Source organism: uncultured Flavonifractor sp. (genome assembly GCF_944385615.1).
Lineage (GTDB): Bacteria > Bacillota > Clostridia > Oscillospirales > Oscillospiraceae > Flavonifractor.
This window is the reverse complement of sequence record NZ_CALWXV010000012.1, coordinates 17,160-43,531: the sequence shown is the minus strand read 5'-3', so window position 1 is coordinate 43,531 and position 26,372 is coordinate 17,160. Positions and strand designations below refer to the sequence as shown.

Genomic DNA, 26,372 nt, shown 5'->3' with positions numbered 1-26,372 from the left:
TGGGGAAGGTCCCTTTGACTTGTAGGGCTTGGTTACAGCAGAATAACGCCTGCGTCCCGGCAGGCGGCCAGGGTCTGCTCATCCCACACGGAGGCCTGAACTTCACCGATGTGGGCTTTGCCCAGCAGCAGCATACACAGCCGGGACTGGCCGATGCCGCCGCCGATGGTCAGAGGCAGCTTGCCCTCCAGCAGCATCTTGTGGAAGGGCAGCTCCCGGCGGTTGTCACAGCCGGCAATGGTGAGTTGCCGGTCCATGGCCGCCGGGTCTACCCGGATGCCCATGGAGGACACCTCAAAGGCGTGGCCCAGCACCGGGTTCCACAGCAGAATATCGCCGTTCAGGGTCCAGTCGTCATAGTCGGGAGCCCGGCCATCGTGGGGCTTGCCCGACTTCAGCGCGCCGCCGATGCCCATGAGGAAGGTGGTGGGGTGCTCTTTGACCCAGGCGTCCTCCCGCTCCTTGGGGGAGAGCTCCGGCCAGCGGTCCTCCAGTTCCTGGGTGGTGACAAAGGACACGTCGGTGTCCAGAGGGGGCAGAGCGGTGAGCTGAGGGAATACCGAGCGCAGGGTGGACTGGGTCTCCGCCATGGCCTTCACGATGGTGGTCACCGTGTCCTTCAGATAGGCCTCGGTCCGGTCCCGGGGGGCGATGACCTTCTCCCAGTCCCACTGGTCCACGTAGACCGAGTGGAGGTTGTCCAGCTCCTCATCCCGGCGAATGGCGTTCATGTCGGTATACAGCCCCTCGCCCACTGAGAACTGATAGCGGTACAGGGCCATCCGCTTCCACTTGGCCAGGGAGTGGACCACCTGAGCATCCCGGCCGGCGTCGGGAATGTCGAAGGATACGGGGCGCTCCACCCCGTTCAAATCGTCGTTCAGGCCGGTGGAGGCCTCCACGAACAGGGGGGCGGATACCCGGCGCAGGTGAAGGGCGCCGCCCAGGGTGTCCTCAAACAGACGCTTCAACAGGCCGATGGCCTTCTGGGTGTCGTACAGGTTGAGACAGGGGGCGTACCCCTGGGGAATCACGGTTTGCAGCATGGTGCAGCACTCCTTTGTTCATCAAATCGTTACAATGCAACACATTATACAGGAAAAGTGAAAGACGCACAAGCCCTCAGCGGTGTTCCACCCACAGCTTTTGCCGGGCCCGGAACACAAAGAAACAGATACGTACGATCCAGTCTCCCACCATGGCGATCCATACCCCGATGACCCCCAGGCCAAAGTGGACCCCTAAAAGGTAGCTGCACCCCAGCCGGACGATCAGCATGGAACAGATGGAGATGACCATGGGGACCTTTACGTCACCGGTAGCCCGCAGGGCGTTGGGCATGGTGAAGGCCATGGGCCAGAACAGCATGGCGCAGCCGTTGTGGATGAAGATGAGCACCGTGGCGTACCAGTGGGTCTCAGGGGTCAGGCTGTACAGGCTCAGAATCAGGGGCAGCCCCAGCAGCAGAATACCGTTGAGAATCCAGGTGAAAAGGTACGTCATTTTGACCAGCTTGACGGTGTAGAAGCGGACCTGGTCCCAAGCCTCCGCCCCCACGCACTGGCCCACCACCGTGATGAGGGCCAGGCCCATGGCGGTGCCGGGAATGACGCCGAAGTTGTCGATGTTGTTGGCCACCGCATTGGCGGCGGTCTGGGCGGTGCCAAAGGTGGAGATAAGGCTTACCAGCAGCACCCGGCCCAGCTGGAAGAAGCAATTTTCCAGGCCGTTGGGTATTCCGATGCGCAAAATACGGCCCATCATAGAGGGTTCCAGTCGAAAGCGGAGCAGACCGGACACCCGCACCGGGTTGTGGCGGCTGTGGAGCAGTACCAGCATGATACCGGCAGCCACCATCCGGGAGAACAGGGAGGACAGGGCCACGCCGTCCACCCCCCGGTGGAAGCCAAAGACAAAGATGGCGTTGCCCACGATGTTCTGCCCGTTCATCCAGGCCGAGACATACATGGAGGCCCGGGAGTTGCCCATGGAGCGCAGCAGGGCAGCGCAGCCGTTATACAGGGCGATAAAGGGATAGGACAAAGCGGAGATGATGAAATAGGTCACCGCTCCCTCCATGACGGCGGGCTCCACCTGGCCGAAGAGCAGCCCCAGCAGGGGGCGGCACAGGATCAGGGACAGGGCCATGATAATGAGGGCGGCGGCGGTGACGATGTACATCAGCTGATTGGCCGCCCGGTTGGCCCGGTCCAGGTTTTGGGCGCCGATGGACTGGGCGCACACCACCGCGCCGCCGGTGGCCAGGGCGGAAAAGACGTTGATGATGAGCACGTTGATGAGGTCCACCAGGGCCACGCTGGAAACGGCGGCCTCTCCGGCGGAGGAGACCATCATAATGTCGGCCATGCCCACCATGACCGCCAGGAACTGCTCGATGATCAGGGGGATAATCAATTTTTTCAGGGCTTGCTTTTGAAACACAGGGGTCCCTCTCTCTGCTTGGGTTACATATTGAAAAAGTATACTCCACCCTGGTATTGAGCCGCAATGGGCAAAACGCACAGGATTGCATCCCATGTGCCGCTTGCCTTTTTCCTGAAATGGGGGTATAATTTTTCCGGAATTGTATGAAAACACAAGGAGGAGACCATGGAAAAGATTCAGATGACCACCCCCCTGGTGGAGATGGACGGCGACGAGATGACCCGGGTGCTGTGGCAGCAGATCAAGGACGAGCTGCTCCTGCCCTTCATCGACCTGAAGACCGAGTATTACGACCTGGGCCTGCCCCACCGGGAGGAGACCGGCGACCAGGTGACCGTGGACTCCGCCGAGGCCACCAAGAAGTACGGCGTGGCGGTGAAGTGCGCCACCATCACCCCCAACGCCCAGCGGGTGGAGGAATATAAGCTCTCCCAGATGTGGAAGTCCCCCAACGGTACTATCCGCGCCATTCTGGACGGCACCGTGTTCCGGGCTCCCATTATGGTCAAGGGCATCTCCCCGGTGGTCAAGACCTGGAAGAAGCCCATCACCATCGCCCGCCACGCCTACGGCGATGTGTACAAGTCCACCGAGTACCGGGTGCCCGGCCCCGGCAAGGCCGAGCTGGTGTTTACCGGCGCTGACGGAAAGGAGCAGTTCCGCCAGACCATCTATGACTTTGAGTGCGGCGGCGTGCTCCAGGGCCAGTACAATAAGGATAGCTCCATCACCTCCTTTGCCCGCTCCTGCTTCCAGTACGCCATCGACACCAAGCAGGATCTTTGGTTTGCCACCAAGGACACCATTTCCAAGCAGTATGACCACACCTTCAAGGATATTTTCCAGGCCATCTTTGACGCCGAGTACAAGGCCAAGTTCGACGAGCTGGGCATCGAGTATTTCTATACCCTGATTGACGACGCAGTGGCCCGTGTGGTCCGCTCTCAGGGCGGCTTTATCTGGGCCTGCAAGAACTACGATGGCGACGTGATGAGCGATATGGTATCCACCGCCTTTGGCTCTCTGGCCATGATGACCTCCGTGCTGGTGTCCCCCGACGGCAAGTATGAGTACGAGGCCGCCCACGGCACTGTCACCCGCCACTATTACAAGTACCTGAAGGGAGAGGAGACCTCCACCAACCCGGTGGCCACCCTCTTCGCCTGGTCAGGCGCCCTCCGCAAGCGGGGCGAGCTGGACGGCAACGCCGATCTGATGGCCTTTGCCGACAAGCTGGAGAAGGCCACCATCGACACCATCGAGGGTGGCGTGATGACCAAGGACCTGGTGGGCCTGTGGGAGGGGGAGACCCCCGCCCAGGGGGTCAACTCCCTGGATTTCCTGAAGGCCATCCGGGCAAAACTGGAAAACTGAGTATACATACCAAAAAGCCTGCCGCAAACCGCTTGCGGCAGGCTTTTTCCATTTAATCGGGGTTGCCCAGCAGCAGAGGCTGGAGCTGACGGCCCTCCAAAGCGGCGGCAATGGCGTCGGGCACCAGGGAAAAGTCGGCCACCACTGAGGTGGGCTTGCCCTGTGGATCGTCCTGACGAAAGGGGACGAAGTAGACGTTTTTCTTGTCCAGCAGGGCCCCGATATTTTTGGCTGAGGCGGCCAAAGCGTCGTTGGTGGCCGGGCAGAGCACCAGAGGCCGGCCGTTGCGCAGATGGGCCTTGGCCGCTAAAGTGACGGTGGAGTCGGTGATTCCGCCCGCCAGCTTGGCCAGCGTGTTGCCGGTACAGGGACAGATCACCAGCACATCCAGCAGCTTTTTGGGGCCGATGGGCTCGGCCTTTACCATGGTGTCAATGACCCGTTTGTCACAGATGCGCTCCATCTCTCGCATGAACTCGTGGGCCGGGCCAAAGCGGGTGTCGGTGGCGGCGGAGGCCTCCGACACGATGGGGGTCACATCCCCAAACCGGGCCTTCACCTGCTCCAGGGCCCGCATGGCCCGGTCATACGTACAAAAGGACCCGCAGAAGGCGAATCCAACCTTCCTTTGTTCCATACTCACACTCCCATTTCCCGCAGAATGTTGTAGATGGTGGTCTGGATGCACCGGCCCGCCGTCACCGGCGCCACCTTCCCCGGCAGGGACAGGGCCCAGATGGCCTTGACCCCCAGCCGGGCGGCCGCCTCAAAGTCCACCCCGGCTGGTGTGGCAAAGGTGGGGGTCCCGGAAGCGGAAGGAGATGGTGAGTGTACCGCCCTCTCCCAGTTCGACACGCTCCACCAGGGTGAGCAGGGCGGGCCGGGCCAGCAGATCGGGCAGGACGGCGGGGGGAGACTCCGGTGGAGACAGCGCGGCCAGACGTACCTCCACCAGCCGGGCCGCCCGGCAGTTTTCTTCCAGCAAAGCGGAAAACTCCTCCTGGTCCAGCGCCCCGGCGGCCCGGTCCCGGTACAGGGCCGCCCCCGCCTGCCGCAGCAGCCGCAGCTCCCCCTCCAAAGCCCGGCGGGCCTTGTCAGATTCCCGGGAGGGGGGCGGGAGCAGAAGAGAAGGCTCTATTCCGGCGGTCAGTCGCTCCAGTTCCCCCTTCAGGGCGGCCAATATGCTGGCCTCTGAGATCCGGCGGGAGGAGCAGGCTCCGGTTTTGCGAGAGCGGCGGCACACTAGATAGAGCCGGTTTCCCTCCTTTACATAGGCCATGGCAGAGCCGCAGGCTCCGCAGAACGCTAGCCCGGTGAGTAAATGGGGCGGACCGGCCTTGGGGGTGTAGCTCCGTACCGCCAGCAGGGCCTGGACCCGGTCAAAGTCGGCCTGGGATACCAAAGGGGGATGGGTATGGGGCACCACCGTCCACTGGTCCGGGGGGTGGTACCGGCGGCGGTCCACCTTGTAGCCTGCCTTTTCCGAGCGGTTCTGGGTCAAATGTCCGGCATAGGTGGGGTTGGTAAGAACCCGGCGCACCATGGTGTCGCTCCACGCTCCCGCCGGTCCCCCCTTGCACTGGGCGGGGGTGGGTACTCCTGCTTTCGTCAGGGCCCGGGCAGTCCCCCGTACCGAGGCCAGGGACAGATAGGTGGAAAACACCGCCTGAGCTGCCCAGGCGGTGGCCGGATCGGGGAGAAGGTGCCCCTTGTGGTCCGGGTCCTTTCGGTAGCCCAGCGGGGGGGAGGCCCCGATGAACAGCCCCTGCTTCCGCCGGGTGTCCAGGGCGGCGCGCACCTTGCGGGAGATATCGGCGGTGTAAAAGTCGTTGGCCGCCGCCAGGAAGGGGAGGGCGATGGCGCTCTGCCCGGCGGCGGTGTCAAAGCCCTCGGCGGCGGCAATGTAGCGCACCCCGTGGGCGGGGAAATAGCACTGGTAATAATACACCGTTCCCGCCTGGTCCCGGCCCAGCCGGGACAGGTCCTTGGTGAGCACCAGGTCAATGCATCCCCCCTCAATGTCGCTCAGCAGGGCCTGAAAGCCGGGGCGGCGGAAGTTGGTGCCGGTATAGCCGTCGTCGGCATAGATTTTTGCCACCGGCCAGCCCCGCCCGGCAGCGTAGTCCAGCAGATAGGCCCGCTGGTTCTCAATGCTCATGGACTCCCCCGCCCCCTCGTCCTCCCGGGACAGGCGGAGGTAGAGCCCTACCCGCGGCCCGCCCATGGCGGCTCCTCTCCCCGGGGCCCGGCCAGCAGACGGGCCAGCAGTTCCTCCAGCGACGGCCCTTCCGCCGGGAAACGGCAGATAATCTCCTGTTGTTCTTCCATAGACGCCCTCCTTTCTCCACCCAATTTACGGCTGGGTGTGGAAAATATGCCTTGACAAGGCGGGGGAGGGGTGCTATTGTATTGCGCAGAGTGAAGCCAAAAAGGCGTCACGAAGGGGTACACCACCGCGGGTGTAGTTCTTCGTGGCGCCTTTTTTTGCTGGAGAAAAGGAGGCAGACGATGCTGCAAGTCAATGGAGAACCCCTGAATAGGACGGGGCTGAATACCGTGCGGGACCTGCTGGACCAAAAAGGCTGGAAGGCCGACCAAGTGGCGGTGGAACTCAACGGGACCATTCTGCGCCGGGAGGACTTTTCCACAATCCGGCTGTCCGATGGGGACAAACTGGAGGTGGTCCGGTTTGTGGGAGGCGGATAAGGCCATGGACCGGGAAACGCTGGAACAGGCCCTTATCGCCCGTCACGGAGCGGAAAATCAGAAAAAATTTGCCGCCGCCTCGGTGGGAGTGGCCGGCTTGGGAGGATTGGGCTCCCACATCGCTGTGCTGCTGGCCCGGCTGGGGGTGGGACGGCTGGTGCTGGCCGATTTTGACCGGGTGGATGTGACCAATCTTCACCGGCAGCACTACTTTCTCCCCCACCTGGGGCAGTACAAGACCGAAGCCTTGGTCCAGCAGCTGCGGCAGATCAACCCCTGGCTGGACTATGAAGTCCACACCTGTAAGGTAAGTGCGGACAACGCCTGTACCCTGTTCCGGGGGTGTCAGGTGGTGTGCGAGGCCTTTGACAAGGCTGAAGAAAAGGCCATGCTGGTGAGCACCCTGCTGGCGGGGCTGCCGGACACTACCGTGGTGGCGGGCTCCGGAATGGGTGGGACAGGCTCGGCCAACGCCATCCGCACCCAAAAGGCCATGGGGCGGCTCTATCTCTGCGGCGACGGGGAGAGTGATATCGCTCTGGGCCAGGGGCTTATGGCCCCCCGGGTGGCGGTGTGCGCCTCCCACCAGGCCACCATGGTCATGCGGCTGCTGTTGGGAAAGAGCGAACCATAGGGTATCCCATAAAAATAGGAACCGGACACTGGCCGGTCCACAGAAAGGAAGAACAAACATGGCAGACGAACTGATTTTGGGGGGACACGCCTTTACCTCCCGTTTTATTCTGGGCTCGGGCAAGTATTCCATGGATCTCATCCGGGCGGCGGTGGAGCATGCCGGGGCTCAGATCATCACCCTGGCCCTCCGCCGGGCCAACTCAGACACCGACAGCATCCTGGACCACATCCCGGAGGGGGTGACCCTGCTGCCCAACACCTCCGGCGCCCGTACCGCCGACGAGGCCGTGCGCATTGCCCGGCTGGCCCGGGCCTGCGGCTGCGGGGACTTTGTAAAGATCGAGATCATGCGGGACAGCAAGTACCTGCTGCCCGACAACTACGAGACGGTCAAGGCCACCGAGATTCTGGCCAAGGAGGGCTTTGTGGTCATGCCCTACATGTATCCCGACCTGAACGTGGCCCGGGATCTGGTGGATGCCGGAGCAGCCTGCGTTATGCCTCTGGGGGCCCCTATTGGCTCCAACAAGGGCCTGGCCACCAGAGAGTTTATCCAGATTCTCATTGACGAGATCGACCTGCCGGTCATTGTGGACGCGGGGATCGGCCGTCCCTCCCAGGCCTGTGAGGCCATGGAGATGGGGGCTGCGGCGGTGATGGCCAACACCGCCATCGCCACTGCCGGGGATATTTCCGCCATGGCTGGGGCCTTCAAGTCCGCCATTGAGGCGGGCCGGGCGGCCTATCTGGCGGGCCTGGGCCGGGTGCTGGACCGGGGTGCGGCTCCATCCTCCCCCCTCACCGGATTTCTGGCGGACTGAGAGGAGGAGACAGACATGGATCAGCCTATGGAAGGCATCACCGTGGTGGAGGTCAAGGATAAGATCGACCACATGGCCTACCTCCCCGGGATGGAGCAGATCGACCCTACCGTGCGGCAGCAGGTCACCGCCGCCCGAGCGGGCTATGACGAGAATGCCTACACCGCTCAGGATGTGCGGGCGGCCCTGGACGCCGACGTGCGCACCCCGGAACACTTTGCCGCCCTGCTCTCCCCGGCGGCCCTGCCTTTTTTGGAGGAGATGGCCCAGAAGGCCCGGATGGAGAAGCGGCGGTATTTTGGGGATAATGTGTACCTTTTCACCCCCATCTACATCTCTAACTACTGCGAAAATTATTGCATCTACTGCGGCTTCAACTGCCACAATAAGATCCGCCGGGCTAAACTGGACCTGGCGGGCATCGAGGAGGAGATGGCCGCCATTGCCCAGACCGGCCTGGAGGAAATCCTGATTCTTACCGGCGAGAGCCGAAAAATGAGCGATGTACAATATATCGGTGAGGCCTGCAAGATCGCCCGGAAGTATTTCAAGATGGTGGGCATCGAGGTCTACCCCATGAACTCCGACGAGTACGCCTACCTCCACCAGTGCGGGGTGGACTATGTGACCGTATTTCAGGAGACTTATGATGATGTGCGGTATGAGCAGCTCCATCTGGCGGGCCATAAGCGCATCTTCCCCTACCGGCTGGAGGCCCAGGAGCGGGCCCTCATGGGCGGGATGCGGGGGGTGGCCTTTGCCGCCCTGCTGGGGCTGGACGACTTCCGCAAGGATGCCTTTGCCACTGGGATGCACGCCTGGCTCCTGCAGCGCAAGTACCCCCACGCCGAAATTTCCTTCTCCTGCCCCCGGCTGCGGCCCATCGTCAACAACGACAAGATCAATCCCAAGGACGTCCATGAGCGGCAGCTGCTCCAGGTCATGTGCGCCTACCGGCTGTTCATGCCCTTTGCCGGCATGACCATCTCCACCCGAGAGCGGGCGGGGTTCCGGGACCGGGTCATCGACATCGCCGCCACCAAGATCTCCGCCGGGGTGTCCACCGGCATCGGCGGCCACAGCGGCGAGGAAGAAGGAGACGACCAGTTCGAGATCGCCGACGGCCGCACCGTGGACCAGGTGGTGGCCGCTATCCGGGAGCAGGGGCTCCAGCCGGTAATGAACGACTATGTCTATGTTTAAGCTCTGCTGTGTCACTCACCGGGGCCTGTGTGCCGGTGACCTGCCCCAGCGGGTGGGTGAGCTGTGCCGGGGCGGCATCGACCGGGTGATTCTGCGGGAAAAGGATCTGACCGAGGAGGAATATGAAGTTCTGGCCCGGCAGGTGGTGGAGGCCGGGGGAGAAGCTGTGGTGCTCCACCACTTTCCCGGTGTGTGCACTCGGCTGGGGGTGCCCCGGCTCCACATCTCCCTGGGGGAACTGGAGGCCTGTCCCCAGCTCCGGGACCAGGTGGAGCTGCTGGGGGTGTCGGTCCACGCTCCGGCGGAGGCGGTGCGGGCCCAGGCCCTGGGGGCCGACTATGCCACCGCCGGGCACGTCTTTGATACCGACTGTAAAAAAGGCCTGCCCGGCCGGGGGCTGGCCTTTTTGGCGTCGGTCTGTGCCGCTGTTACCATTCCAGTATACGCCATCGGAGGCATCGGGCCGGACAACCTGGCGGCGGTGGCCCAAACCGGGGCGGCGGGGGCCTGTCTTATGAGCGGGCTGATGACCTGCCCCCATCCGGCGGAGATGGTGCGGTATTTGCGGGAGAGATTGCCCTGAGCTTTCCCACACCAGCCCCCCCTGGCTTGGAGGCCAGGTCGATGACCAGACATCCCGGCTTCAGGTCGGACAGCTCGGTGAGGCCCAGCACCGGGGCGGGGACCGTGTTGACCACCAGGTCGTAGCCGCACAGCCAGCCCGCCAGGTGTTCGGTCTGCTCCCCGCAGTACCCGCAGCTCTCCGCCCAGGCCAGGTCGGACCACTTTCGGGCGGCCACGCTCACCTTGGCGCCCAGACCATCCAGCCGCTGGGCCAGGGCCTTGCCCACCCGGCCAAAGCCGATGACCAGAACCCGGGCGGCGTGGAGAGTGATGGGCAGCTCCTCCAGGGCGATCTGGATGGCCCCCTCTGCGGTGGGGAGAGCGTTGGCGAAAGGACACGCAGCAGGCAAGCCGGGGCGTGGCGGCGCATATCCTGTTGAGAGGGCGGCCGCCCTCTGAAAGGAGCGGGTCCGGCGTGGAGGAGAAAGGCTTTGAAAAGGGTGGGGACCGCCTGCGGGTGGCGGCCTACTGCCGGGTGTCCACCGACAAGGAGGATCAACGCACTTCTCTGGCCGCCCAGCAGGCTTTTTTCCAAAGCTACATACAGACCCGCCCAGGCTGGGTTCTGGTGGGAGTATTTGCCGACGAGGGCCTGTCCGGAACCTCCGCCAAACGGCGGCCCCAGTTTACCCGGATGGTCCGGCAGGCCATGGAGGGGGAAATCGACCTGATCCTCACCAAGGAGGTGTCCAGATTTGCCCGAAACACCGTGGATACCCTTCAAATCACCCGGCAGCTGAAGGCCAGAGGCGTGGGGGTGTGCTTTCTCAACGACAACATCGACACCAGGGACAATGACGGGGAGTTTCGCCTCACCATCATGGCCAGCGTGGCCCAGGAGGAAAGCCGCAAAATTTCAGAGCGCACCCGATGGGGCCAGCTCCAGGCCATGCGCCGGGGGGTGGTCTTTGGCAACAATTCCATCTACGGCTACACCCTGCAAGGGGGACAGCTCACGGTGGAGAGGGAACAGGCCGCTATCGTGAGGCGGATTTACCACACGTTTCTGACAGCGCGCAAAGGGGCCCACACCATTGCCAAGGAGCTGACCCAGGCTCATATCCCCCCGCCCCTGCGGCCTGACGGCCCATGGTCCTCTGCTATGGTGCTGCGTATCCTGCGCAATGAGAAATACTGCGGGGATCTGCTCCAGAAAAAATACCGCACCACCGACCATTTGACCCACCGCAAGATCGTCAACGACGGGACGGAGGAACAAATCTGCCTGCGGGATCACCATGAGGCCATCGTCAGCCGGGCGGAGTTTCAGGCTGTTCAGGCCGAGCTGGACCGGCGGGCCAAGCTGTTTGCCGGGCAGGAACGGTTTTCCGCCCGATACTGGTATTCCGGCAAGGTTCGCTGTGGGTCCTGTGGCAAGACATTTACCTGCAAACGGACCCGCCGGTCTGACGGCACCCAGTATACCCGCTTTGTCTGCCGGGGGCATCTGGACGGAGCTTGTGCCATGGGGGCTGTTCCGGGAAAGGTGCTTTCCGCGGTGGCCCGTCACGTTCTGGATCAGCTGGGGCTGGACGGCCCGGCGATTATCAGGCAGGTGTTTCAGGAGCTGAGAACGATGGAGAGCGGGGGAGCAGATCAAGCAGGGACAGGCGCACGGCTGCGGCAGGCCCTCCGGCGGCAGCTGGACCGGAAGGATCGGGCCCTGGAAGCCTATCTGGACGGGGCGCTGAGCCGGGCGGAGTTGTCCCGCGTCGTTTCCCGCTGTGAGGAGGAGATTGCCGGGCTGCGGGCGCAGATGGAACAGGGAAAAGAAAATATCCGGCGGGAGGCGGAACGCCTCCAGGAGCTCCAGTCCTTTCTGGAGCGGGAGCTGGAGAGCGGAGAGCTCCTTCTGGAGGAACTGATGGAGCGTATTACCGTTTTTCAGGATGGCTTTCTGGTGGAGGTTGCCGGGCTGCCGGTGGGATTTCGTGTATGTGCCGAGACAAAAAGAGACGGAAGGCGCTGTCAGGTGGAGATCACGGAATGGAGGCCGGTCCCTTTGGGGGAAACCAGATAAGAGGCATAAAAAGAGCCCGTCGCGGAATTGGATGTATCCACGACGGGCTCTTTACTATATGGGAAGGTTACTGGGGACGGTACTTGTCCACCACGGCCTTCATCTGATCCCAACAGGCCTCCATGTCGGCCACCAGCTTGAACTGGGTCCGGCAGCGGTCCAGGTTCTGGCCGGGCCGGTGGGTACGGAAGTAATGGTCTCCCTCCAGATAGTCGGTGAGGAAGCGGATGCCGCACTCCAGCGTCATCAGCTTGGCGCCCCAGGGCAGGTAGTCCAGCTCGGAGGGGGTGAGGGCCCCGGCGGCTCCCTCCAGGAAAGCCTGGGTGTACACCTCGTACAGAGACAGGTCAAAGTTCACCTTGGACAGGTCCTGTTCGTCCTCGGCGCTGTGGTTGGCGCCGAAGCGGATGGAATCACCAAAATCGTTGATGGACAGGCCGGGCATAACGGTGTCCAGGTCGATGACACAGATGCCCTTGCCGGTGGCCCGGTCGATGAGTACGTTGTTGAGCTTGGTGTCGTTGTGGGTCACCCGCAGGGGAAGCTTGCCCTCTCGCAGGGCCTGAAGGGCCACAGAGCAGTCCCCCTCCCGGGCGGTGACGAAGGCCAGCTCGGGCCCTACTTCCTTGACCCGGCCCATGGCGTCGGCGGCTACCGCGGCTTTCAGCTTGGCCAGCCGGTCCTCGGTGTCGTGGAAGCGGGGAATGGTCTCATACAGAGTGTCGGCGGGGTAGTCCTTCAGCATCCGCTGGAATCTGCCAAAGGCCAGGGCGGAGGCAGCAAAGAGCTCCGGAGTCTCAGCGGACTGGAGGCAGATGGTGCCCTCCACAAAGGGATAGGTCCGCCAGGCACCCCCCTCAGAGTCGGTATAGAAGGGCTTGCCGTCCCGGGTGGCGTACACCGACATGGTCTCCCGCTCCGGGTCGCCGCCGGCGGCGGCGATCTGCTTGCCCAGGAAAGAGGTGACTCCCACAATGTTGGCCATCACCTGGTCGGGATGGTGGAAGGCGGCGGCGCTGATGCGCTGGAGAATGAACCGGCGGCAGGGGTCCTCGCCGGGCTGGGTGTGGACGCAGAAGGTGTCGTTGATGTGGCCGGAGCCGTAGCGCACCGCGCCCACCACCTGACCGCCGAAGTCAAAGGCGTTCAGCGCCTCCTGTAAATACTGTTCAGCCTGAGACATGCCTTACACCCCCCACAGATTGTCGGGGTAGAGCCCCTGGGCGGTCATGTCGGCGATGGCCTTGACCACCACGGGCTTGTCCTCCCGGTAGGTGACGCCGTACCACTTGTCGGCGCTGCGCAGCACCTTGACCCGGGCCTTGCCCTCCTCCAGCAGCTGGGTCACCACGCTGGGCAGGAAATACTCGCCCTTGAGGGGGTTTTCCTTCAGCGTCTTGTCCAGGAAGGCGGGGAAACGGGTCTGGGCCTCGTCCAAAAAGCTGCGGGTGAAGCCCCACAGGTTCATGGACACGATGGTATTCCCGGACAGGTGGGTCCAGCTGGCGCCGTCATCCTCGGTAAAGCGGGCGTCGGCCCCGTCCTTCTCGATGCGGGTGCGCTCGGTGACGCGGGTCAGGTAGTTCTCGCCGTCCTCCTCGCACACGCCCCGGGCCACATGGCCGTTTTCGGTGACAGTGTTGCCCAGCAGGTAGCCCACCATGGCGTACTCATAGCAGCCGGGCTGATCGGGGTGGGACTCCAGGTAATCGTAGATCTTCTGGAAACCCTCGGGGCCATAGTAGTCGTCGGCGTTGACCACGGCGAAGGGTCCGTCCACCACCTTGCGGGCGGCCAGGATGGCGTGGCAGGTGCCCCAGGGCTTCTCCCGGCCCTCGGGGACGGAGTAGCCCTCCGGCAGGTCGTCCAGCTGCTGATAGGCGTACTTGACGTTGATGACCTTGCTCAGCCGGTCGCCGATGGCGCTTTTGAAGCTCTCCTCGATCTCGTGCTTGATGACAAAGACCACCGTCTCAAAGCCCGCCCGGCGGGCGTCATAGATGGAATAGTCGATGATGAGCTGGCCGTGATTGCCCACCGGGTCGATCTGCTTCAGACCGCCGTAGCGGCTGCCCATACCGGCGGCCATAACCACCAAAACAGGTTTATTCATCTTGCTCTCGGTCCTTTCTCAGCTGCGATACCCGTTGGGGTTCATGGACTGCCACTTCCAGGAGGAGGCGCACATCTCCTCAATGCCGTACTGGGCCTGCCAGCCCATCTCGTCCCGGGCCTTGGCCGGGTCGGCGTAGCACTCGGCGATATCGCCGGGTCGGCGGGGGTCGATGACATAGGGCAGTTCCTTGCCGCAGGCCTTCTCGTAGGCGTGGAGGATGTCCAGCACGGAGTAGCCCTTGCCGGTGCCCAGGTTGCACACAAACAGGCCGCAGTTGGTATCCAGCTTCTTCAGCGCGGCCACATGGCCCTTGGCCAGATCCACCACATGGATGTAATCCCGCACGCCGGTGCCGTCGGGGGTGGGGTAGTCGTTGCCGTAGACGTGGAGCTTTTCCAGCTTGCCCACCGCCACTTGGGCGATGTAGGGCACCAGGTTGTTGGGGATGCCGTTGGGGTCCTCGCCAATGAGGCCGGACTCATGGGCCCCGATGGGGTTGAAGTAGCGCAGCAGAGCCACATTCAGGGTGGGGTCGGCGGCGCAGTAGTCGGTCAGGATGCGCTCGATGAACAGCTTGGTGGTGCCGTAGGGGTTGGTGGTGCCGCCGGTGGGGAAGTCCTCCCGGATGGGCACGCTGGCCGGGTCGCCGTACACGGTGGCAGAGGAGGAGAACACGAAGTTCTTTACCCCGTGCTTGCGCATGGCGTTGAGGAGCACCAGGGTGTTCACCAGGTTATTGGTGTAATACTCCAGAGGCTTGGCCACACTCTCGCCCACTGCCTTCAGACCGGCGAAGTGGATCACCGCGTCAATGTCGGGGTACTGGGCAAAGAGGGCCTCCACCTCGTCGGGATTGCACAGCTCGGTCTTGACAAAGGGGACGGGCTTGCCCACGATCTGCTCCACCCGGTGCAGGGACTCGGAGGAGGAATTGACCAGGTTGTCCGCCACGACAATATCGTAACCCGCCTGGATCAGCTCTACACAGGTATGGCTGCCAATATAGCCGGCGCCGCCGCTTACAAGAATGGACATGGAAAACGCTCCTTTCATCCGTTGGCTCTTATGGAATTGATCCGCCGTCATTGCGGGAGACCGGCTCCCGCGGATAGCTCTATTGTAGTCGGTTTGTTCAAGAAAGGGAATAGATAATTTTATACATTCTTTGCACAATCGTCCGCGGAGACGCCGGGCAGCTCGGAGAGCATCTTGACGCTCTGGGCATATTCGCTGGGGGACATGTGGGTGACCTGCCGGAACCTGCGGGAGAAATAGTGGACCGACTGGAAGCCCAGCCGGGTGGCGATCTGGGTGAAATTGAGCCGCCCCTCCCGGATCATCCGCCGGGCGGTCTGCATTTTCAGCCAGCTGAAATACTCCATCACCCCGCCGCCGGTGTGGGTGTGGAAGAGCTTTTGCAGCTGGCTGCGGCCGATGAGGTTGTCCCGGCAGATCTGCTCCAGGGTGAGGCTGTGCTCCACCCGCTGCTCCATATAGTGCAGCACCCGGTTCAGGTTGGCGTCCTCAGTGCGGCAGGGGAGAAGCTGGGCGGCGGGAACGGTCTGGCGGCGGATGAGGCGGATGAGCAGCTCCTCCAGGGCGGCGGCCAGCAGAGCCTCCCCGCCAAAGGGGGCCTGGGCCCGGCGCTGGAGGGCGGTGGTGGAGGGGTCGTTGAGGGGGGTGGAGAAGGCGGTGCCGCTCTCCTCCACAATGCGGGCCAGCAGGCTCCGCTCGGTCTCCCCCACAAAGGTGACCAGCCCCTGGAAAAAGGCCATGTGGGGGCTGTCGCACTGAAAGCTCACCACCACCAGATCGGGGGCCACTCCCACCGCTGAGAAGGCGTGGAATTCCCCAGGCGCGTGGAAGATGATCTGCCCTTGGATCAGGTCGTGGACCGCCTCCCCGGCGGTGACCCGCACCAAACCCTTGTCCACATAAAGCAGCTCCCAGAAGTCGTGAGACTCCCCGGCAAAGGCATAGCTGCTGGTATATTCAAAGTAGTGGACGGAGTAGAGCTCCTGGATGGACAGGGGCCGTTTCAGACGGAGAGGGTGGTAGGGGGGCATGGCGGCCTCCTTTCTGCGGCTGGGTGCGGCGAACTTATTTGGCGGCGGGGCGGTTGCGTTTCCGGTACTCCATGGGGCTCACCCCCTCCAGGCGGCGAAAGCTCTGGGAGAAATAGCTCAGGGAGGAAAAGCCAAGGATCTGAGCGATCTGAGACAGGTTGAAGTCGGTGCTGGTCAGGAGCATACGGCTCTCCTGAATCCGGCGGGAGATCTGATAGCTGATGGGGGAGATGCCGTACTCCTTACGGAAGGTATGGACCAGATAGTATTTGTTAATGTGGGCCAGGGCGGCCAGCTGGTCCAGCGTCAGGTTTTCCTTAAAATGGTCGTCAATGTACCGCCGGACCAGGTCGCACTCCCGGCTGCTCCTGCGGTCGGCGTAGGGGGCGGTCAGGACCAGATCGTCCCGGCGCAGCAGCCGCAGCAGGATCACTTCCAGCAGATGCTGGCAGATGTACTGATGCCCTGGCTGGCCGCCCCGTACCTCTTGCAGCATCAGCCGCAGGCAGCTGGCGATCTCATCCCAGCCGGTGTAAAAATGGGACTGGACATAGCCGCAGGCGCTGGCCAGCACCTCCAGACTGTCCACCCCCAGCACGATATACTCCATGGGACTGCCCGATTGGCTCAGCTCGGCGTGGGGGACCCCAGCGTTGATGACCACCAGATCCCGGCTGCTGACGGAGAACTGCCGGTCCTGGAGCTGGAAGCTGCCCTGTCCACCAACGACAAAAAATAGCTCGGCGTGGTTGTGGGTGTGGAGGGAGGAGTTCCACTCCTCACTATATTGCGCCCAGGATATGCTCAGCAGCTTGGCCTGGCTCTGGGGCAGGGAGGAGGTATCCTCCTGACGGATGGTATAATACTGACTGCTCAAAAAAATCCCCCTTTCGCCCGGGTCGGCCCCTTTTATAGGAATGATTATAATCGATTCCCGCCGTTTGCGCAACTTGGAAGGATCAGGAGACTTTTCATGGGTGTGACTGCAAAAAAGCGCCACCCAACGGGGATGGTTTCAGATCCATAACAAGATGCACAAATTAAACGTGCAAAAATTAGCAACTTCACAACAAAAAAACGAGAAAAGCAATATAGCTAAAAAGTAGCGCAAGAAACGCCTTGTTATCTGGCTGGAAATCAATATACTTTTTATCAGAATGGAAGCCAAAACTGGCAGGTTTTAGGCCTTCCGAATTGCGTGTTGGATTTAACTGAAGGAGGTACAACCAACTATGAATGGAAAGAAAGTTCTCAGTCTGGCTCTTGCAGCCACCATGTCTCTGGGTCTTCTGGCCGGCTGTGGCGGCGGCAACGACACCACCGGCGGCGGCAACACCAGTACCCCGGCTGGCAACACCAGCAGCGGCGGCAGCGACACGTCCGGCACCACCATCAAGGTAGCCGCCATCGAGACCAGCTACGGTACCGAGGTGTGGCAGCAGGTGGCCGACGCCTTTACCGAGCAGACCGGCATCAATGTGGAGCTGGTCACCGACAAGAAGCTGGAGGACGTCATCGGGCCTGCCATGCAGGGCGGTGAGTATCCCGACGTGATCCACCTGGCCGTGGGCCGTGAGGCCGGCCTGACCGAGCAGTTCATCAAGGACAAGAACATTGCTGAGATCACCGATGTGCTGTCCATGAACGTGCCCGGCGAGGACGTGACCGTGGGCGAGAAGATCATCCCCGGCTTCGTCAACGACAACTCCACCACCAACCCCTATGCCGACGGCAAGACCTATCTGGCCCCCATGTTCTACTCTCCCTGCGGCCTGTTCTACAACAAGGGCCTGTTTGAGGAGAAGGGCTGGGAAGTGCCCACTACCTGGGACGAGATGTGGGAGCTGGGCGACAAGGCCGCCGCTGAGGGCATCTCCCTGTTTACTTACCCCACCACCGGTTACTTTGACGCTTTCTTCTATGCTCTGATGTATGAGGTCGGCGGCGAGGACTTCTTCTTCGACGCTACCCACTATGCCGAGGGCATCTGGGACTCCCAGGCCGCTCAGACCTGCTTCGACATCGTGGAGAAGCTGGCCAGCTACACCAACCCCATCACCCCCGCTCAGGCCAACGATCAGGACTTCACCCAGAACCAGCAGCTGGTGCTGGACAACAAGGCCCTGTTCATGCCCAACGGCACTTGGATCGTGGGTGAGATGGCCGAGGCTCCCCGGGCCGATGGCTTTGAGTGGGGCATGACCGCCCTGCCCGCCGTCACCGAGGGCGGCGACCGCTACAGCTACACCTTCTTTGAGCAGATGTGGATCCCCGCCGGCGCTGCCAATGTGGACGCCGCCAAGCAGTTCATCGCCTTCATGTACAGCGACACCGCGGCAGACCTGTTTGCCGCCGCCGGCGCTGCCCAGCCTGTCACCGGTATCGTGGATAAGCTCTCCGGCGACAACCAGATCTTCTATGGCATCTATGACGACGGCGCCATGGCCGCTCTGGGCTCCTTTGCCTCTTACAAGTCCGTGGCCGGTCTGGGCACTACCCGCGAAGTGTTCTTCGATCCCGTGAACGCCCTGGTTTCCGGTACCATGACCAAGGATGAGTGGGTGAGCAGCATCAAGACCGCCAGCGATCAGATGCGCGCTAACCTGAGCTGATCTTTAGCGAAAACAAGCAGATCGTCATGACGGGGGACGGCGAGCGGTAGCCCGCTCACCGCCCCCCGTTTTTAGAAGTAAATGTGAACAATTTGTGAACAGAACAAGCCGTAGCCCAGAAAGGAGCTGAGCGTGTGAGAAGAAATAAGGGGCGCAGCCGCTTTATCGTGCTGTGCGTGGCACCCGCCGTCATTTTATTCTTTATCTTCATGATCCTGCCCACCCTCAACGTATTCCGCATGTCCCTGTACGAGCGGGGCGCCTATTCCCCCACGGAGACCTTCGTGGGCATGGGCAATTTCCAGGCCCTTGCGCAGGACAGTCTGTTTATCCGCTCCATGCAGAACACCATTTTGATGGTGGTCGTCGTTACCATCATCACCTTCGCTCTGGCGCTGATCTTCGCCAGCATCCTGACCCATGAGAAGATCAAGGGCACCAACCTTTTCCGCATCATCTTCTACATCCCCAACATTCTGTCTGTGGTGGTTATCTCCGGTATCTTCTCCGCCATCTATAAGCCGGAGAACGGTATGCTCAACAGCATTATCTCCCTCTTCCGGGGGGAGACGGTCACCGTGCTGTGGAAGGACGCCCCTTTGGTGGTGGTGAGTATCATCATCGCCATGATCTGGCAGGCCATCGGCTACTACATGGTCATGTATATGGCCTCCATGGCCAGCGTGCCCGAGAGCCTCTATGAGTCGGCCAGCCTGGACGGCGCCGGGCGGATCACCCAGTTCTTCCAGATCACCATTCCCCTGATCTGGACCAACATCCGCACCACCCTGACCTTCTTCATCATTTCCACCATCAACATGGCCTTCCTGTTTGTCAAGGCCATGACCTCCGGCGGCCCCAACGGCGCCTCCGAGGTGGCCCTGTCCTATATGTACGGGCAGAAGGACGCTGGCCTGTACGGCTACTCCATGGCCATCGGCGTGGTGGTATTCCTGTTCTCCTTCCTGCTCTCCGCAATGGTCAACAAGGCCACCAAGCGGGAGCCGCTGGAATTCTAAGGAGGTGACGGTATGGAACTGAAGGAAAAACACACCAGCACCAAGGTCTATAAGGCCTTTATCTATGTGGCCCTCATTACCCTGGCCGTCACCATCGTGGTGCCGGTGGCGTGGGTCTTCATGGCCTCCATCAAGCAGAACAGCGAGTTCTACGGAAATCCCTGGGCCCTGCCTCTGGGCTTTTACTGGCAGAACTTTGTCAACGCCTGGAATACCGCCAAGATGGGCGACTATATGCTCAACTCGGTGATCGTCACCGCCCTGGCCCTGATTATCCTGCTGGTGGTGGCTCTGCCCGCCGCTTACTGCCTGTCCCGGTTCCACTTCCGGGGCCGCAAGTTCTTCAACGTGGCCTTTATGGCGGGCCTGTTCATCAACGTCAACTACATTGTGGTACCCATCTTCCTGATGCTGCGGGACGGGGATACCTTCCTCAAGAACACCTTTGGCTTCAGCTTTTTGCTGAACAACCTGGTGGTGCTGGCCATTGTGTACGCCGCCACCGCCCTGCCCTTTACCATCTACCTTCTCTCGGGCTATTTTGCCACCCTGCCTCACGACTTTGAGGAGGCCGCCTACATCGACGGCGCCGGGTACGGCAAGACCATGCTCAAAATCATCTTCCCCATGGCCCAGCCCTCCATCATCACCATCATCCTCTTTAACTTCCTCTCCTTCTGGAACGAGTACATCATCTCCATGACCCTGATGAACTCCGCCACCGGCGGCAAGACCCTGCCGGTAGGCCTGCTGAACCTGATGCAGGCCCAGCAGTCGGCTGCCGAGTACGGCACCATGTACGCCGGTCTGGTGCTGGTGATGCTGCCCACGCTGATCCTCTACATCTGCGTGCAGAAGAAGCTGATCCAGGGCATGACCGTGGGCGGATTGAAAGGATAAGGTGGAACCATGAAATTTTGGAAAGAGCATGCCGCGCTGCGGGTGATCCTCATCGCCCTGTTCTTTATCGCAGGGATGGCGATGATCATCGGCGGCTGGAAAATGACCGGGCAGATGAACGGTCTGATTATCATGATCGTGGGCCTGGCGCTGCTCATTGTGGCCCTGGCCATCTACAACAAGCCCTTTCAGGACCCCAAACGGTAAGGCACAGCCTGCCGGCCGCCTCAGGGCGGAAAATTTATAACCCTTATTAGGAGGCAGCATTATGAGCCAGAGCAAGCACAACCGGGGACGGGTCACCATCCCTACCGACGTAGATGTGGTGCCCCAGACCCTGCAGCTGCTGGAGCAATGGGGCGCGGACGCCATCCGGGACTGCGACGGCACCGATTACCCGGAAGAGCTGAAGAAGGTGGACGCCAAGGTATACTCCACCTACTACACCACCCGTAAGGACAACGCCTGGGCCAAGGCCAACCCCGACGAGGTGCAGCAGTGTTATATCATGACAGGCTTCTATACCGCCGCTGGCGGAGCCCTGTCCATTCCCCTGATGCAGGGCATCAGCCCCGAGCTGATGGAGGTCAATACCCGGGACGATATCAAGCGCTGGTGGGAAGTGATGGACCGCACCACCGGCCAGCCTGTGCCCGCAGATCAGTGGCGCTATGACGCTGAGAGCGGCTGCGTGGTGCTGGACGCCCCGGAGGCCTTCCACGACTACACCGTCAGTTTCCTGGCCTATCTCATCTGGGACCCGGTGCATATGTACAACGCCGTCACCAACGACTGGAAGGACTTTGAGCACCAGATCACCTTTGACGTGCGCCAGCCCAAGACCCGCAAGTTCACCATGGAGCGGCTGCGTAAATTCATCGCCGAGCACCCCTATGTGAACGTGATCCGCTACACCACCTTCTTCCACCAGTTCACCCTGGTGTTCGACGAGCTCAAGCGGGAGAAGTACGTGGACTGGTACGGCTACTCCGCCTCGGTGTCCCCCTATATCCTGGAGCAGTTTGAAAAAGAGGTGGGCTACAAGTTCCGCCCTGAGTATATCATCGACCAGGGTTACTACAACAACCAGTACCGGGTGCCCTCCAAGGAGTTTAAGGACTTCATGGCCTTCCAGCGCCGGGAGGTGGCCAAGCTGGCCAAGGAGATGGTGGACATCACCCATGAGCTGGGCAAGGAAGCCATGATGTTCCTGGGCGACCACTGGATCGGCACCGAGCCTTACATGGAAGAGTTCAAGACCATCGGCCTGGACGCGGTGGTGGGCTCGGTGGGCAACGGCTCCACCCTGCGGCTCATCTCCGACATCCCCGGCGTGAAGTACACCGAGGGCCGGTTCCTGCCCTACTTCTTCCCCGACACCTTCCACGAGGGGGGCGACCCCGTCCGGGAGGCTAAGGAGAACTGGGTCACCGCCCGCCGGGCTATCCTGCGCAAGCCCATCGACCGCATCGGCTACGGCGGCTATCTGAAGCTGGCCTGTGACTTCCCCGAGTTCATCCAGTACGTGGAGAGCGTGTGCGACGAGTTCCGGGAGCTGTATGAGAATATCAAGGGCACCACCCCCTATTGCGTCAAGACGGTGGCTGTCCTCAACGCCTGGGGCAAAGCCCGCTCCTGGGGCTGCCACATGGTCCACCATGCCCTCTATCAGAAGCAGAACTACTCTTACGCCGGGGTTATCGAGGCCCTGTCCGGCGCTCCCTTTGATGTGAAGTTCATCAGCTTCGACGATGTGAAGGCCGACCCCAAATGCCTGGACGGGGTGGATGTGCTCATCAACGTGGGCGATGGCGACACCGCCCATACCGGCGGCTGCTGGTGGGAGGACCCCGCCATCTCCTCCGCCGTCAAGGCCTTTGTCTACAACGGCGGCGGCTTCATCGGTGTGGGCGAGCCCGCCGGCCACCAGTATCAGGGCCGCTATCTCCAGCTGGCCAAGGTGCTGGGCGTGGAGAAGGAGACCGGCTTCACCCTGGGCTATGACAAGTATAACTGGGAGCAGCACCCCGACCACTTCATCCTGGCCGACTGCAAGGGTGAGATGGACTTCGGCGAGGGCAAGAAGAGCATCTATGCTCTGGAGGGTACCCAGATCCTGGTCCAGAAGGACAAGGAAGTGCAGATGGCGGTGAACCAGTTCGGCCAGGGCCGGGCGGTCTACCTCTCCGGTCTGCCCTACAGCTTTGAGAACAGCCGTGTGCTCTACCGGGCCATTCTGTGGAGCACCCATGACGAGGACGCGCTCCACACCTGGTTCTCCACCAACTATAACGTGGAGGTCCACGCCTATGTGAAAAACGGCAAGTACTGTGTGGTCAACAACACCTATGAGCCCCAGTCCACCACCGTATATCGGGGAGACGGCAGCTCCTTCCAGCTGGATCTGGATGCCAACGAGATCCGCTGGTACGAGATCTGAGCATTGCCAGACACAAAATACAAGAGATTCCATGAACAATGGCCGCCCGGACGGGCGGCCATTTTTCCATATCTGGCCAATTAGTGTCCATTTGCCAATGCGGTGGGCACCGCATTGGCCACCGCCAGCTCCTCCCGGGCAAAGTAGTCCTGAAGGACCAGGCCTTGCTCCGCCGCCAGGGCGGTCAGGGCCGGGCCCACCATGCCGGCGCACACCAGCTGGCCGGGCCGCAGGGGGGCCAGCAGCTCCTCCAGCGGTCGGGGGCGGTCGGACAGAGGGGCGTGGAGCAGTCCGCCCTCCTCCTCTGCCGGCAGGGGCAGGATCATACAGTCGGCCAGCTCCGCCCCCGCCGGGTCCTCTTCCGCATGGACCCCTGCCAGAGGGCCGTGGCCCTCCAGGGCCCAGGTATGTACCGTGTGGCCGTCGGCGGCCAGCAGCTCCGCCAGTTTGGCCTGCCGCAGATCCCCGCCCGCCACCCATAGGTTCAGTTCATGTCTCATGGCGCGTGCCCTCCGTTCCCAGTGACTGTTCCATCCTATTCCACCGGGGGAGAAGGGTGACTGAGCCGCCGCCTTGACTTTTCCGCTTTGTGGGCTAATAATAAAGGGACACATTTAGAGAGCGGAGATGATCCCCATAAATCGCAATGAGCAAAATCGCCTGACCGAGGGCAGCGTCCCCCGCAAGATGCTGGCCTTTGCCCTGCCTATTTTTTTCAGCAACCTGTTTCAGCAGCTCTACAACGCGGTGGACTCTCTCATCGTGGGCAACTTCATTGGCCGGTCCGCCCTGGCGGCAGTCAGCTCCTCCAGCAGTATGATTTTGCTGATGGTGGGCTTTATCAACGGCGTCTCCCTGGGCGCCGGGGTGCTCATCGCCCGGTATTACGGGGCGGAGGACGACGACAACATGGAACGGGCCATCCACACCACCGTGGCCCTGGGCCTGACGGCGGGGGTGGTGCTGACGGTGGTAGGGGTGCTGCTCACTCCCCAGATCCTCCAATGGATCGGTACCCCGGATGATGTCATTGAAAATTCCATCCTCTATTTCCGCATCTACTTCTTTGGCTCCTCCGCCGTGGTGCTTTACAATATGGGAGCCAGCATTCTCCAGTCGGTGGGGGATAGCCGCAGTCCTATGAAGTACCTCATTGCCGCCTCGGTGACCAATGTGGTGCTGGACCTGCTCTTTGTGGCGGTGCTGAACATGAATGTGGGCAGCGCCGCTCTGGCCACCATTATCAGTCAGTGCCTCTCCGCCTTCCTGGCCTTCCGCAAGCTCACCCTGACCAAGGAGGCCTACCGGGTGAACTGGCGGCGGGTGCGGTTTGAAGGGCCCACCTTCCGGCGGATCATTACCCTGGGTATTCCCTCCGGCGTGCAGAGCTCGGTGGTCTCCCTGGCCAACGTCATCGTGCAGGCCAACATCAACGCCTTTGAGTCGGCCGCCATGGCGGGCTGCGGGGCGTATAGCCGCATTGAGGGTTTTGCCTTCCTGCCGGTGACCTGCTTTGCCCTGGCCCTGTCCACCTTTGTCAGCCAGAACCTGGGAGCCCGAAAGTTTGACCGGGTGCGGGCGGGGATGAAATTCGGCTTGCTGTGCAGTCCTCTGCTGGCCGAGCTCATTGGAGTAGTTATTTTTATTGCCTCCCCGCTGCTGGTGGCCGCCTTCAACAGCGAGCCGGAGGTGGTGGCCTTCGGCACCGCCTACGCCCGCACCGTGTCCCTGTTTTACTGCCTGCTGGCCTTCTCCCACTGCTGTGCCGGCATCCTGCGGGGCATGGGGCGGCCCATCGTGCCCATGGCCATCATGCTCACCGTGTGGTGTGCCCTGCGCATCACCTACATCACCCTCACCGTCCGGATCATCCCCGATATCCGGGTGGTGTACTGGGCCTATCCCCTGACTTGGTCCATCAGCTCGGTGCTCTTTGCGCTGTGCCTGCGGCAGCTGCTGCGGCACATGCCCCAGGGAGAGCTGCAAAATATACACATCGGATAAAAGATGCGCTGCCGCTGAAGCGGCGTGCCCTGGTCATGAAAAAGCCCCGTCCTATCCCGGCGAAAAAAGAGGGTATTTGTACAAAATCCCGGTTGCAATCCCAGGGAGAACGGGGTATAATGACTTCACCTTGGAAAAGTGAGGCGCGCAAGTATGTCCCAATCTTCCCTCACAACCGCATCCTTCCTGTTTTCCTATGGCTGGGCCCGATTTATGGGCGCCGGCTTTTTTGGCATGGGAAAATAAGAGGATGAAGTGAATGGGTGGGCCCGATTGGGCCGGATCAGACCTTGCGGTATTGACAGGGCGCTCATTGATTTCATCAATGAGCGCCTATTTTTGTACCCGAAAGGAAGCGAGTTACATGGTAGTTGTTATGAAGCCCGGCACCAAGCAGGAGGAAATTCAGCGCCTGGTGTGTCAGCTGAAGGAGCAGGGCCTGGAGGTGGGAGTCACCAATGGCGTAGGCTGCACCATCCTGGGCCTGGTGGGAGACACCACGGCTGTGGATATGGACAAGTTCACCATCAACCCCAATGTGGAGCGGGTCATGCGGGTGCAGGAGCCCTATAAGAAGGCCAACCGCAAGTTCCACCCGGAGGATACGGTGGTCAGCGTAGGGAACGCCAAGATCGGCGGGGGGTGCTTCTCGGTCATCGCCGGGCCCTGCTCGGTGGAGAGCGAGGAGCAGATCTGTGCCGTGGCCCAGGATGTGAAGAACGCCGGGGCGGCCATGCTCCGGGGCGGCGCCTTCAAGCCCCGCACTTCCCCCTATTCCTTCCAGGGTATGGGCACCGCCGGTCTGGACCTGCTGATGGAGGCCCGGGCCAAGACCGGTCTGCCCATCGTCACGGAGATCATGGACCCCCGGATGGCCGAGCTCTTCGAGCGGGAGGTGGACGTGGTCCAGGTGGGCGCCCGGAATATGCAGAACTTTGAACTGCTCAAGGAAGTGGGCAAGATGAGCAAGCCCATTCTGCTCAAGCGGGGCCTGTCCAACACCTATGAGGAATGGATCATGTCCGCTGAGTATATCATGGCTGCGGGCAATGAGAACGTGATTTTGTGCGAGCGGGGCGTGCGCACCTTTGAGACCTACACCCGCAACACCCTGGATGTGTCCGCCATCCCCGCCGTCAAGCAGATGAGCCACCTGCCCATTATTGTGGACCCCTCTCACGCCGCCGGGATGTACTGGATGGTGGAACCTCTGGCTCTGGCCGCTGTGGCCGCGGGGGCCGACGGCCTTATCATCGAGGTCCACAACGACCCCGCTCACGCCAAATGCGACGGCCAGCAGTCTCTGACTCCCCAGAAGTTTGACGCCCTTATGCACAAGGTGAGCGCCCTGGTTGACCTGGTGGGGAAAAATTTGATAAGATAATT

General features: G+C 61.6%; 26 protein-coding genes and 1 pseudogene. 14 read left to right on the top strand and 13 right to left on the bottom strand.

Features of this window, described 5'->3' with window-relative positions; genetic code table 11:
* Positions 1-32 precede the first annotated feature (32 nt).
* Positions 33-1,046 (bottom strand): aspartate--ammonia ligase, encoded by a 1,014-nt coding sequence (asnA, locus tag Q0J75_RS05165; RefSeq protein ID WP_297197668.1) that lies wholly within the window; start codon positions 1,044-1,046, stop codon positions 33-35.
* Between the two features lie 76 nt (positions 1,047-1,122).
* Positions 1,123-2,442: an MATE family efflux transporter gene (locus Q0J75_RS05160; protein ID WP_297197665.1), complete on the bottom strand. Its 1,320-nt coding sequence runs from the start codon at positions 2,440-2,442 to the stop codon at positions 1,123-1,125.
* Positions 2,443-2,610: 168 nt separating this feature from the next.
* Between Q0J75_RS05160 and Q0J75_RS05155 the strand changes: the two genes are divergently transcribed.
* Positions 2,611-3,819: an NADP-dependent isocitrate dehydrogenase gene (locus Q0J75_RS05155; protein WP_297197661.1), complete on the top strand. Its 1,209-nt coding sequence runs from the start codon at positions 2,611-2,613 to the stop codon at positions 3,817-3,819.
* A gap of 52 nt (positions 3,820-3,871) precedes the next feature.
* Here Q0J75_RS05155 and Q0J75_RS05150 read toward each other — a convergent pair whose 3' ends face one another.
* The 4 genes and pseudogenes from Q0J75_RS05150 to Q0J75_RS05135 form a co-directional block, all read right to left on the bottom strand.
* Positions 3,872-4,456, bottom strand: coding sequence for a dipicolinate synthase subunit B (locus Q0J75_RS05150; RefSeq protein ID WP_297197658.1), 585 nt, complete (start codon positions 4,454-4,456; stop codon positions 3,872-3,874).
* A gap of 2 nt (positions 4,457-4,458) precedes the next feature.
* Positions 4,459-4,611: pseudogene (locus tag Q0J75_RS05145) on the bottom strand (dipicolinate synthase); the annotation flags it as partial.
* Positions 4,586-6,043 carry a recombinase family protein gene (locus Q0J75_RS05140; protein ID WP_297197655.1) on the bottom strand — a complete coding sequence of 486 codons (1,458 nt, stop codon included), beginning with the start codon at positions 6,041-6,043 and terminating at the stop codon, positions 4,586-4,588. The gene Q0J75_RS05140 and the pseudogene Q0J75_RS05145, both read right to left, overlap by 26 nt.
* Positions 6,025-6,147 carry a hypothetical protein gene (locus Q0J75_RS05135; protein ID WP_297197652.1) on the bottom strand — a complete coding sequence of 41 codons (123 nt, stop codon included), beginning with the start codon at positions 6,145-6,147 and terminating at the stop codon, positions 6,025-6,027. The genes Q0J75_RS05140 and Q0J75_RS05135 overlap by 19 nt, the downstream gene beginning before the upstream one ends.
* A gap of 180 nt (positions 6,148-6,327) precedes the next feature.
* On the opposite strand from Q0J75_RS05135, the gene thiS reads away from it, so the two are divergent.
* From thiS to Q0J75_RS05110, 5 genes are read left to right on the top strand one after another with little or no spacing between them, the layout of a single operon-like run.
* A complete protein-coding gene (thiS, locus tag Q0J75_RS05130; protein ID WP_297197649.1) occupies positions 6,328-6,525 on the top strand; it encodes a sulfur carrier protein ThiS in 198 nt (65 codons plus the stop codon).
* Positions 6,509-7,159 (top strand): sulfur carrier protein ThiS adenylyltransferase ThiF, encoded by a 651-nt coding sequence (thiF, locus tag Q0J75_RS05125; RefSeq protein ID WP_297197646.1) that lies wholly within the window; start codon positions 6,509-6,511, stop codon positions 7,157-7,159. The genes thiS and thiF overlap by 17 nt, the downstream gene beginning before the upstream one ends.
* 58 nt (positions 7,160-7,217) lie before the next feature.
* Positions 7,218-7,982, top strand: a complete 765-nt coding sequence (locus Q0J75_RS05120) for a thiazole synthase (protein WP_297197642.1) — start codon at positions 7,218-7,220, stop codon at positions 7,980-7,982.
* Positions 7,983-7,997: 15 nt separating this feature from the next.
* On the top strand, positions 7,998-9,185 hold the full coding sequence (gene thiH / locus Q0J75_RS05115; RefSeq protein WP_297197639.1) for a 2-iminoacetate synthase ThiH: 1,188 nt from the start codon (positions 7,998-8,000) through the stop codon (positions 9,183-9,185).
* A complete protein-coding gene (locus Q0J75_RS05110) occupies positions 9,172-9,768 on the top strand; it encodes a thiamine phosphate synthase (RefSeq protein WP_297197636.1) in 597 nt (198 codons plus the stop codon). Before thiH ends, Q0J75_RS05110 begins: the two co-directional genes overlap by 14 nt.
* On the opposite strand, the gene Q0J75_RS05105 is transcribed toward Q0J75_RS05110, so the two are convergent.
* Positions 9,698-10,159, bottom strand: a complete 462-nt coding sequence (locus Q0J75_RS05105) for an NAD(P)-dependent oxidoreductase (RefSeq protein ID WP_297197633.1) — start codon at positions 10,157-10,159, stop codon at positions 9,698-9,700. The genes Q0J75_RS05110 and Q0J75_RS05105 overlap by 71 nt on opposite strands.
* Positions 10,160-10,224: 65 nt before the next feature.
* On the opposite strand from Q0J75_RS05105, the gene Q0J75_RS05100 reads away from it, so the two are divergent.
* A complete protein-coding gene (locus Q0J75_RS05100) occupies positions 10,225-11,829 on the top strand; it encodes a recombinase family protein (RefSeq protein WP_297197630.1) in 1,605 nt (534 codons plus the stop codon).
* A 67-nt stretch (positions 11,830-11,896) separates the two neighbouring features.
* Here the strand turns inward: Q0J75_RS05100 and Q0J75_RS05095 are convergent, their stop codons facing one another.
* From Q0J75_RS05095 to Q0J75_RS05075, 5 genes are all read right to left on the bottom strand, one after another.
* On the bottom strand, positions 11,897-13,012 hold the full coding sequence (locus Q0J75_RS05095) for a phosphotransferase enzyme family protein (RefSeq protein WP_297197627.1): 1,116 nt from the start codon (positions 13,010-13,012) through the stop codon (positions 11,897-11,899).
* Between the two features lie 3 nt (positions 13,013-13,015).
* Positions 13,016-13,942 (bottom strand): nucleotidyltransferase family protein, encoded by a 927-nt coding sequence (locus tag Q0J75_RS05090; protein WP_297197624.1) that lies wholly within the window; start codon positions 13,940-13,942, stop codon positions 13,016-13,018.
* Positions 13,943-13,960: 18 nt separating this feature from the next.
* Entirely contained in the window at positions 13,961-14,980 is a 1,020-nt protein-coding gene (gene galE, locus Q0J75_RS05085) for a UDP-glucose 4-epimerase GalE (RefSeq protein ID WP_297197620.1), read from the bottom strand.
* Positions 14,981-15,099: 119 nt separating this feature from the next.
* Positions 15,100-16,011 carry an AraC family transcriptional regulator gene (locus tag Q0J75_RS05080; protein WP_297197617.1) on the bottom strand — a complete coding sequence of 304 codons (912 nt, stop codon included), beginning with the start codon at positions 16,009-16,011 and terminating at the stop codon, positions 15,100-15,102.
* A gap of 34 nt (positions 16,012-16,045) precedes the next feature.
* Complete coding sequence (locus Q0J75_RS05075; RefSeq protein WP_297197614.1) at positions 16,046-16,888, bottom strand: helix-turn-helix transcriptional regulator; 843 nt, start codon at positions 16,886-16,888, stop codon at positions 16,046-16,048.
* Between the two features lie 355 nt (positions 16,889-17,243).
* On the opposite strand from Q0J75_RS05075, the gene Q0J75_RS05070 reads away from it, so the two are divergent.
* The 5 genes from Q0J75_RS05070 to gnpA all read left to right on the top strand — a co-directional run bounded on the left by Q0J75_RS05070 (position 17,244) and on the right by gnpA (position 22,982).
* Positions 17,244-18,623: a carbohydrate ABC transporter substrate-binding protein gene (locus Q0J75_RS05070; protein ID WP_297197611.1), complete on the top strand. Its 1,380-nt coding sequence runs from the start codon at positions 17,244-17,246 to the stop codon at positions 18,621-18,623.
* Between the two features lie 134 nt (positions 18,624-18,757).
* Positions 18,758-19,642: a carbohydrate ABC transporter permease gene (locus Q0J75_RS05065; protein ID WP_297197607.1), complete on the top strand. Its 885-nt coding sequence runs from the start codon at positions 18,758-18,760 to the stop codon at positions 19,640-19,642.
* Between the two features lie 12 nt (positions 19,643-19,654).
* Positions 19,655-20,542: a carbohydrate ABC transporter permease gene (locus Q0J75_RS05060; RefSeq protein WP_297197602.1), complete on the top strand. Its 888-nt coding sequence runs from the start codon at positions 19,655-19,657 to the stop codon at positions 20,540-20,542.
* Between the two features lie 9 nt (positions 20,543-20,551).
* On the top strand, positions 20,552-20,749 hold the full coding sequence (locus tag Q0J75_RS05055) for a DUF6903 family protein (protein WP_297197599.1): 198 nt from the start codon (positions 20,552-20,554) through the stop codon (positions 20,747-20,749).
* 61 nt (positions 20,750-20,810) lie between these two features.
* The gene (gene gnpA, locus Q0J75_RS05050) at positions 20,811-22,982 is read left to right on the top strand and encodes a 1,3-beta-galactosyl-N-acetylhexosamine phosphorylase (RefSeq protein ID WP_297197596.1); all 2,172 of its coding nucleotides are present in this window, start codon (positions 20,811-20,813) and stop codon (positions 22,980-22,982) included.
* An 80-nt stretch (positions 22,983-23,062) separates the two neighbouring features.
* Here gnpA and Q0J75_RS05045 read toward each other — a convergent pair whose 3' ends face one another.
* Positions 23,063-23,482 (bottom strand): dipicolinate synthase subunit A N-terminal domain-containing protein, encoded by a 420-nt coding sequence (locus Q0J75_RS05045; protein ID WP_297197592.1) that lies wholly within the window; start codon positions 23,480-23,482, stop codon positions 23,063-23,065.
* 127 nt (positions 23,483-23,609) lie between these two features.
* On the opposite strand from Q0J75_RS05045, the gene Q0J75_RS05040 reads away from it, so the two are divergent.
* Complete coding sequence (locus Q0J75_RS05040) at positions 23,610-24,986, top strand: MATE family efflux transporter (RefSeq protein WP_297197589.1); 1,377 nt, start codon at positions 23,610-23,612, stop codon at positions 24,984-24,986.
* A 364-nt stretch (positions 24,987-25,350) separates the two neighbouring features.
* A complete protein-coding gene (aroF, locus tag Q0J75_RS05035) occupies positions 25,351-26,370 on the top strand; it encodes a 3-deoxy-7-phosphoheptulonate synthase (RefSeq protein WP_297197586.1) in 1,020 nt (339 codons plus the stop codon).
* Positions 26,371-26,372 lie beyond the last annotated feature (2 nt).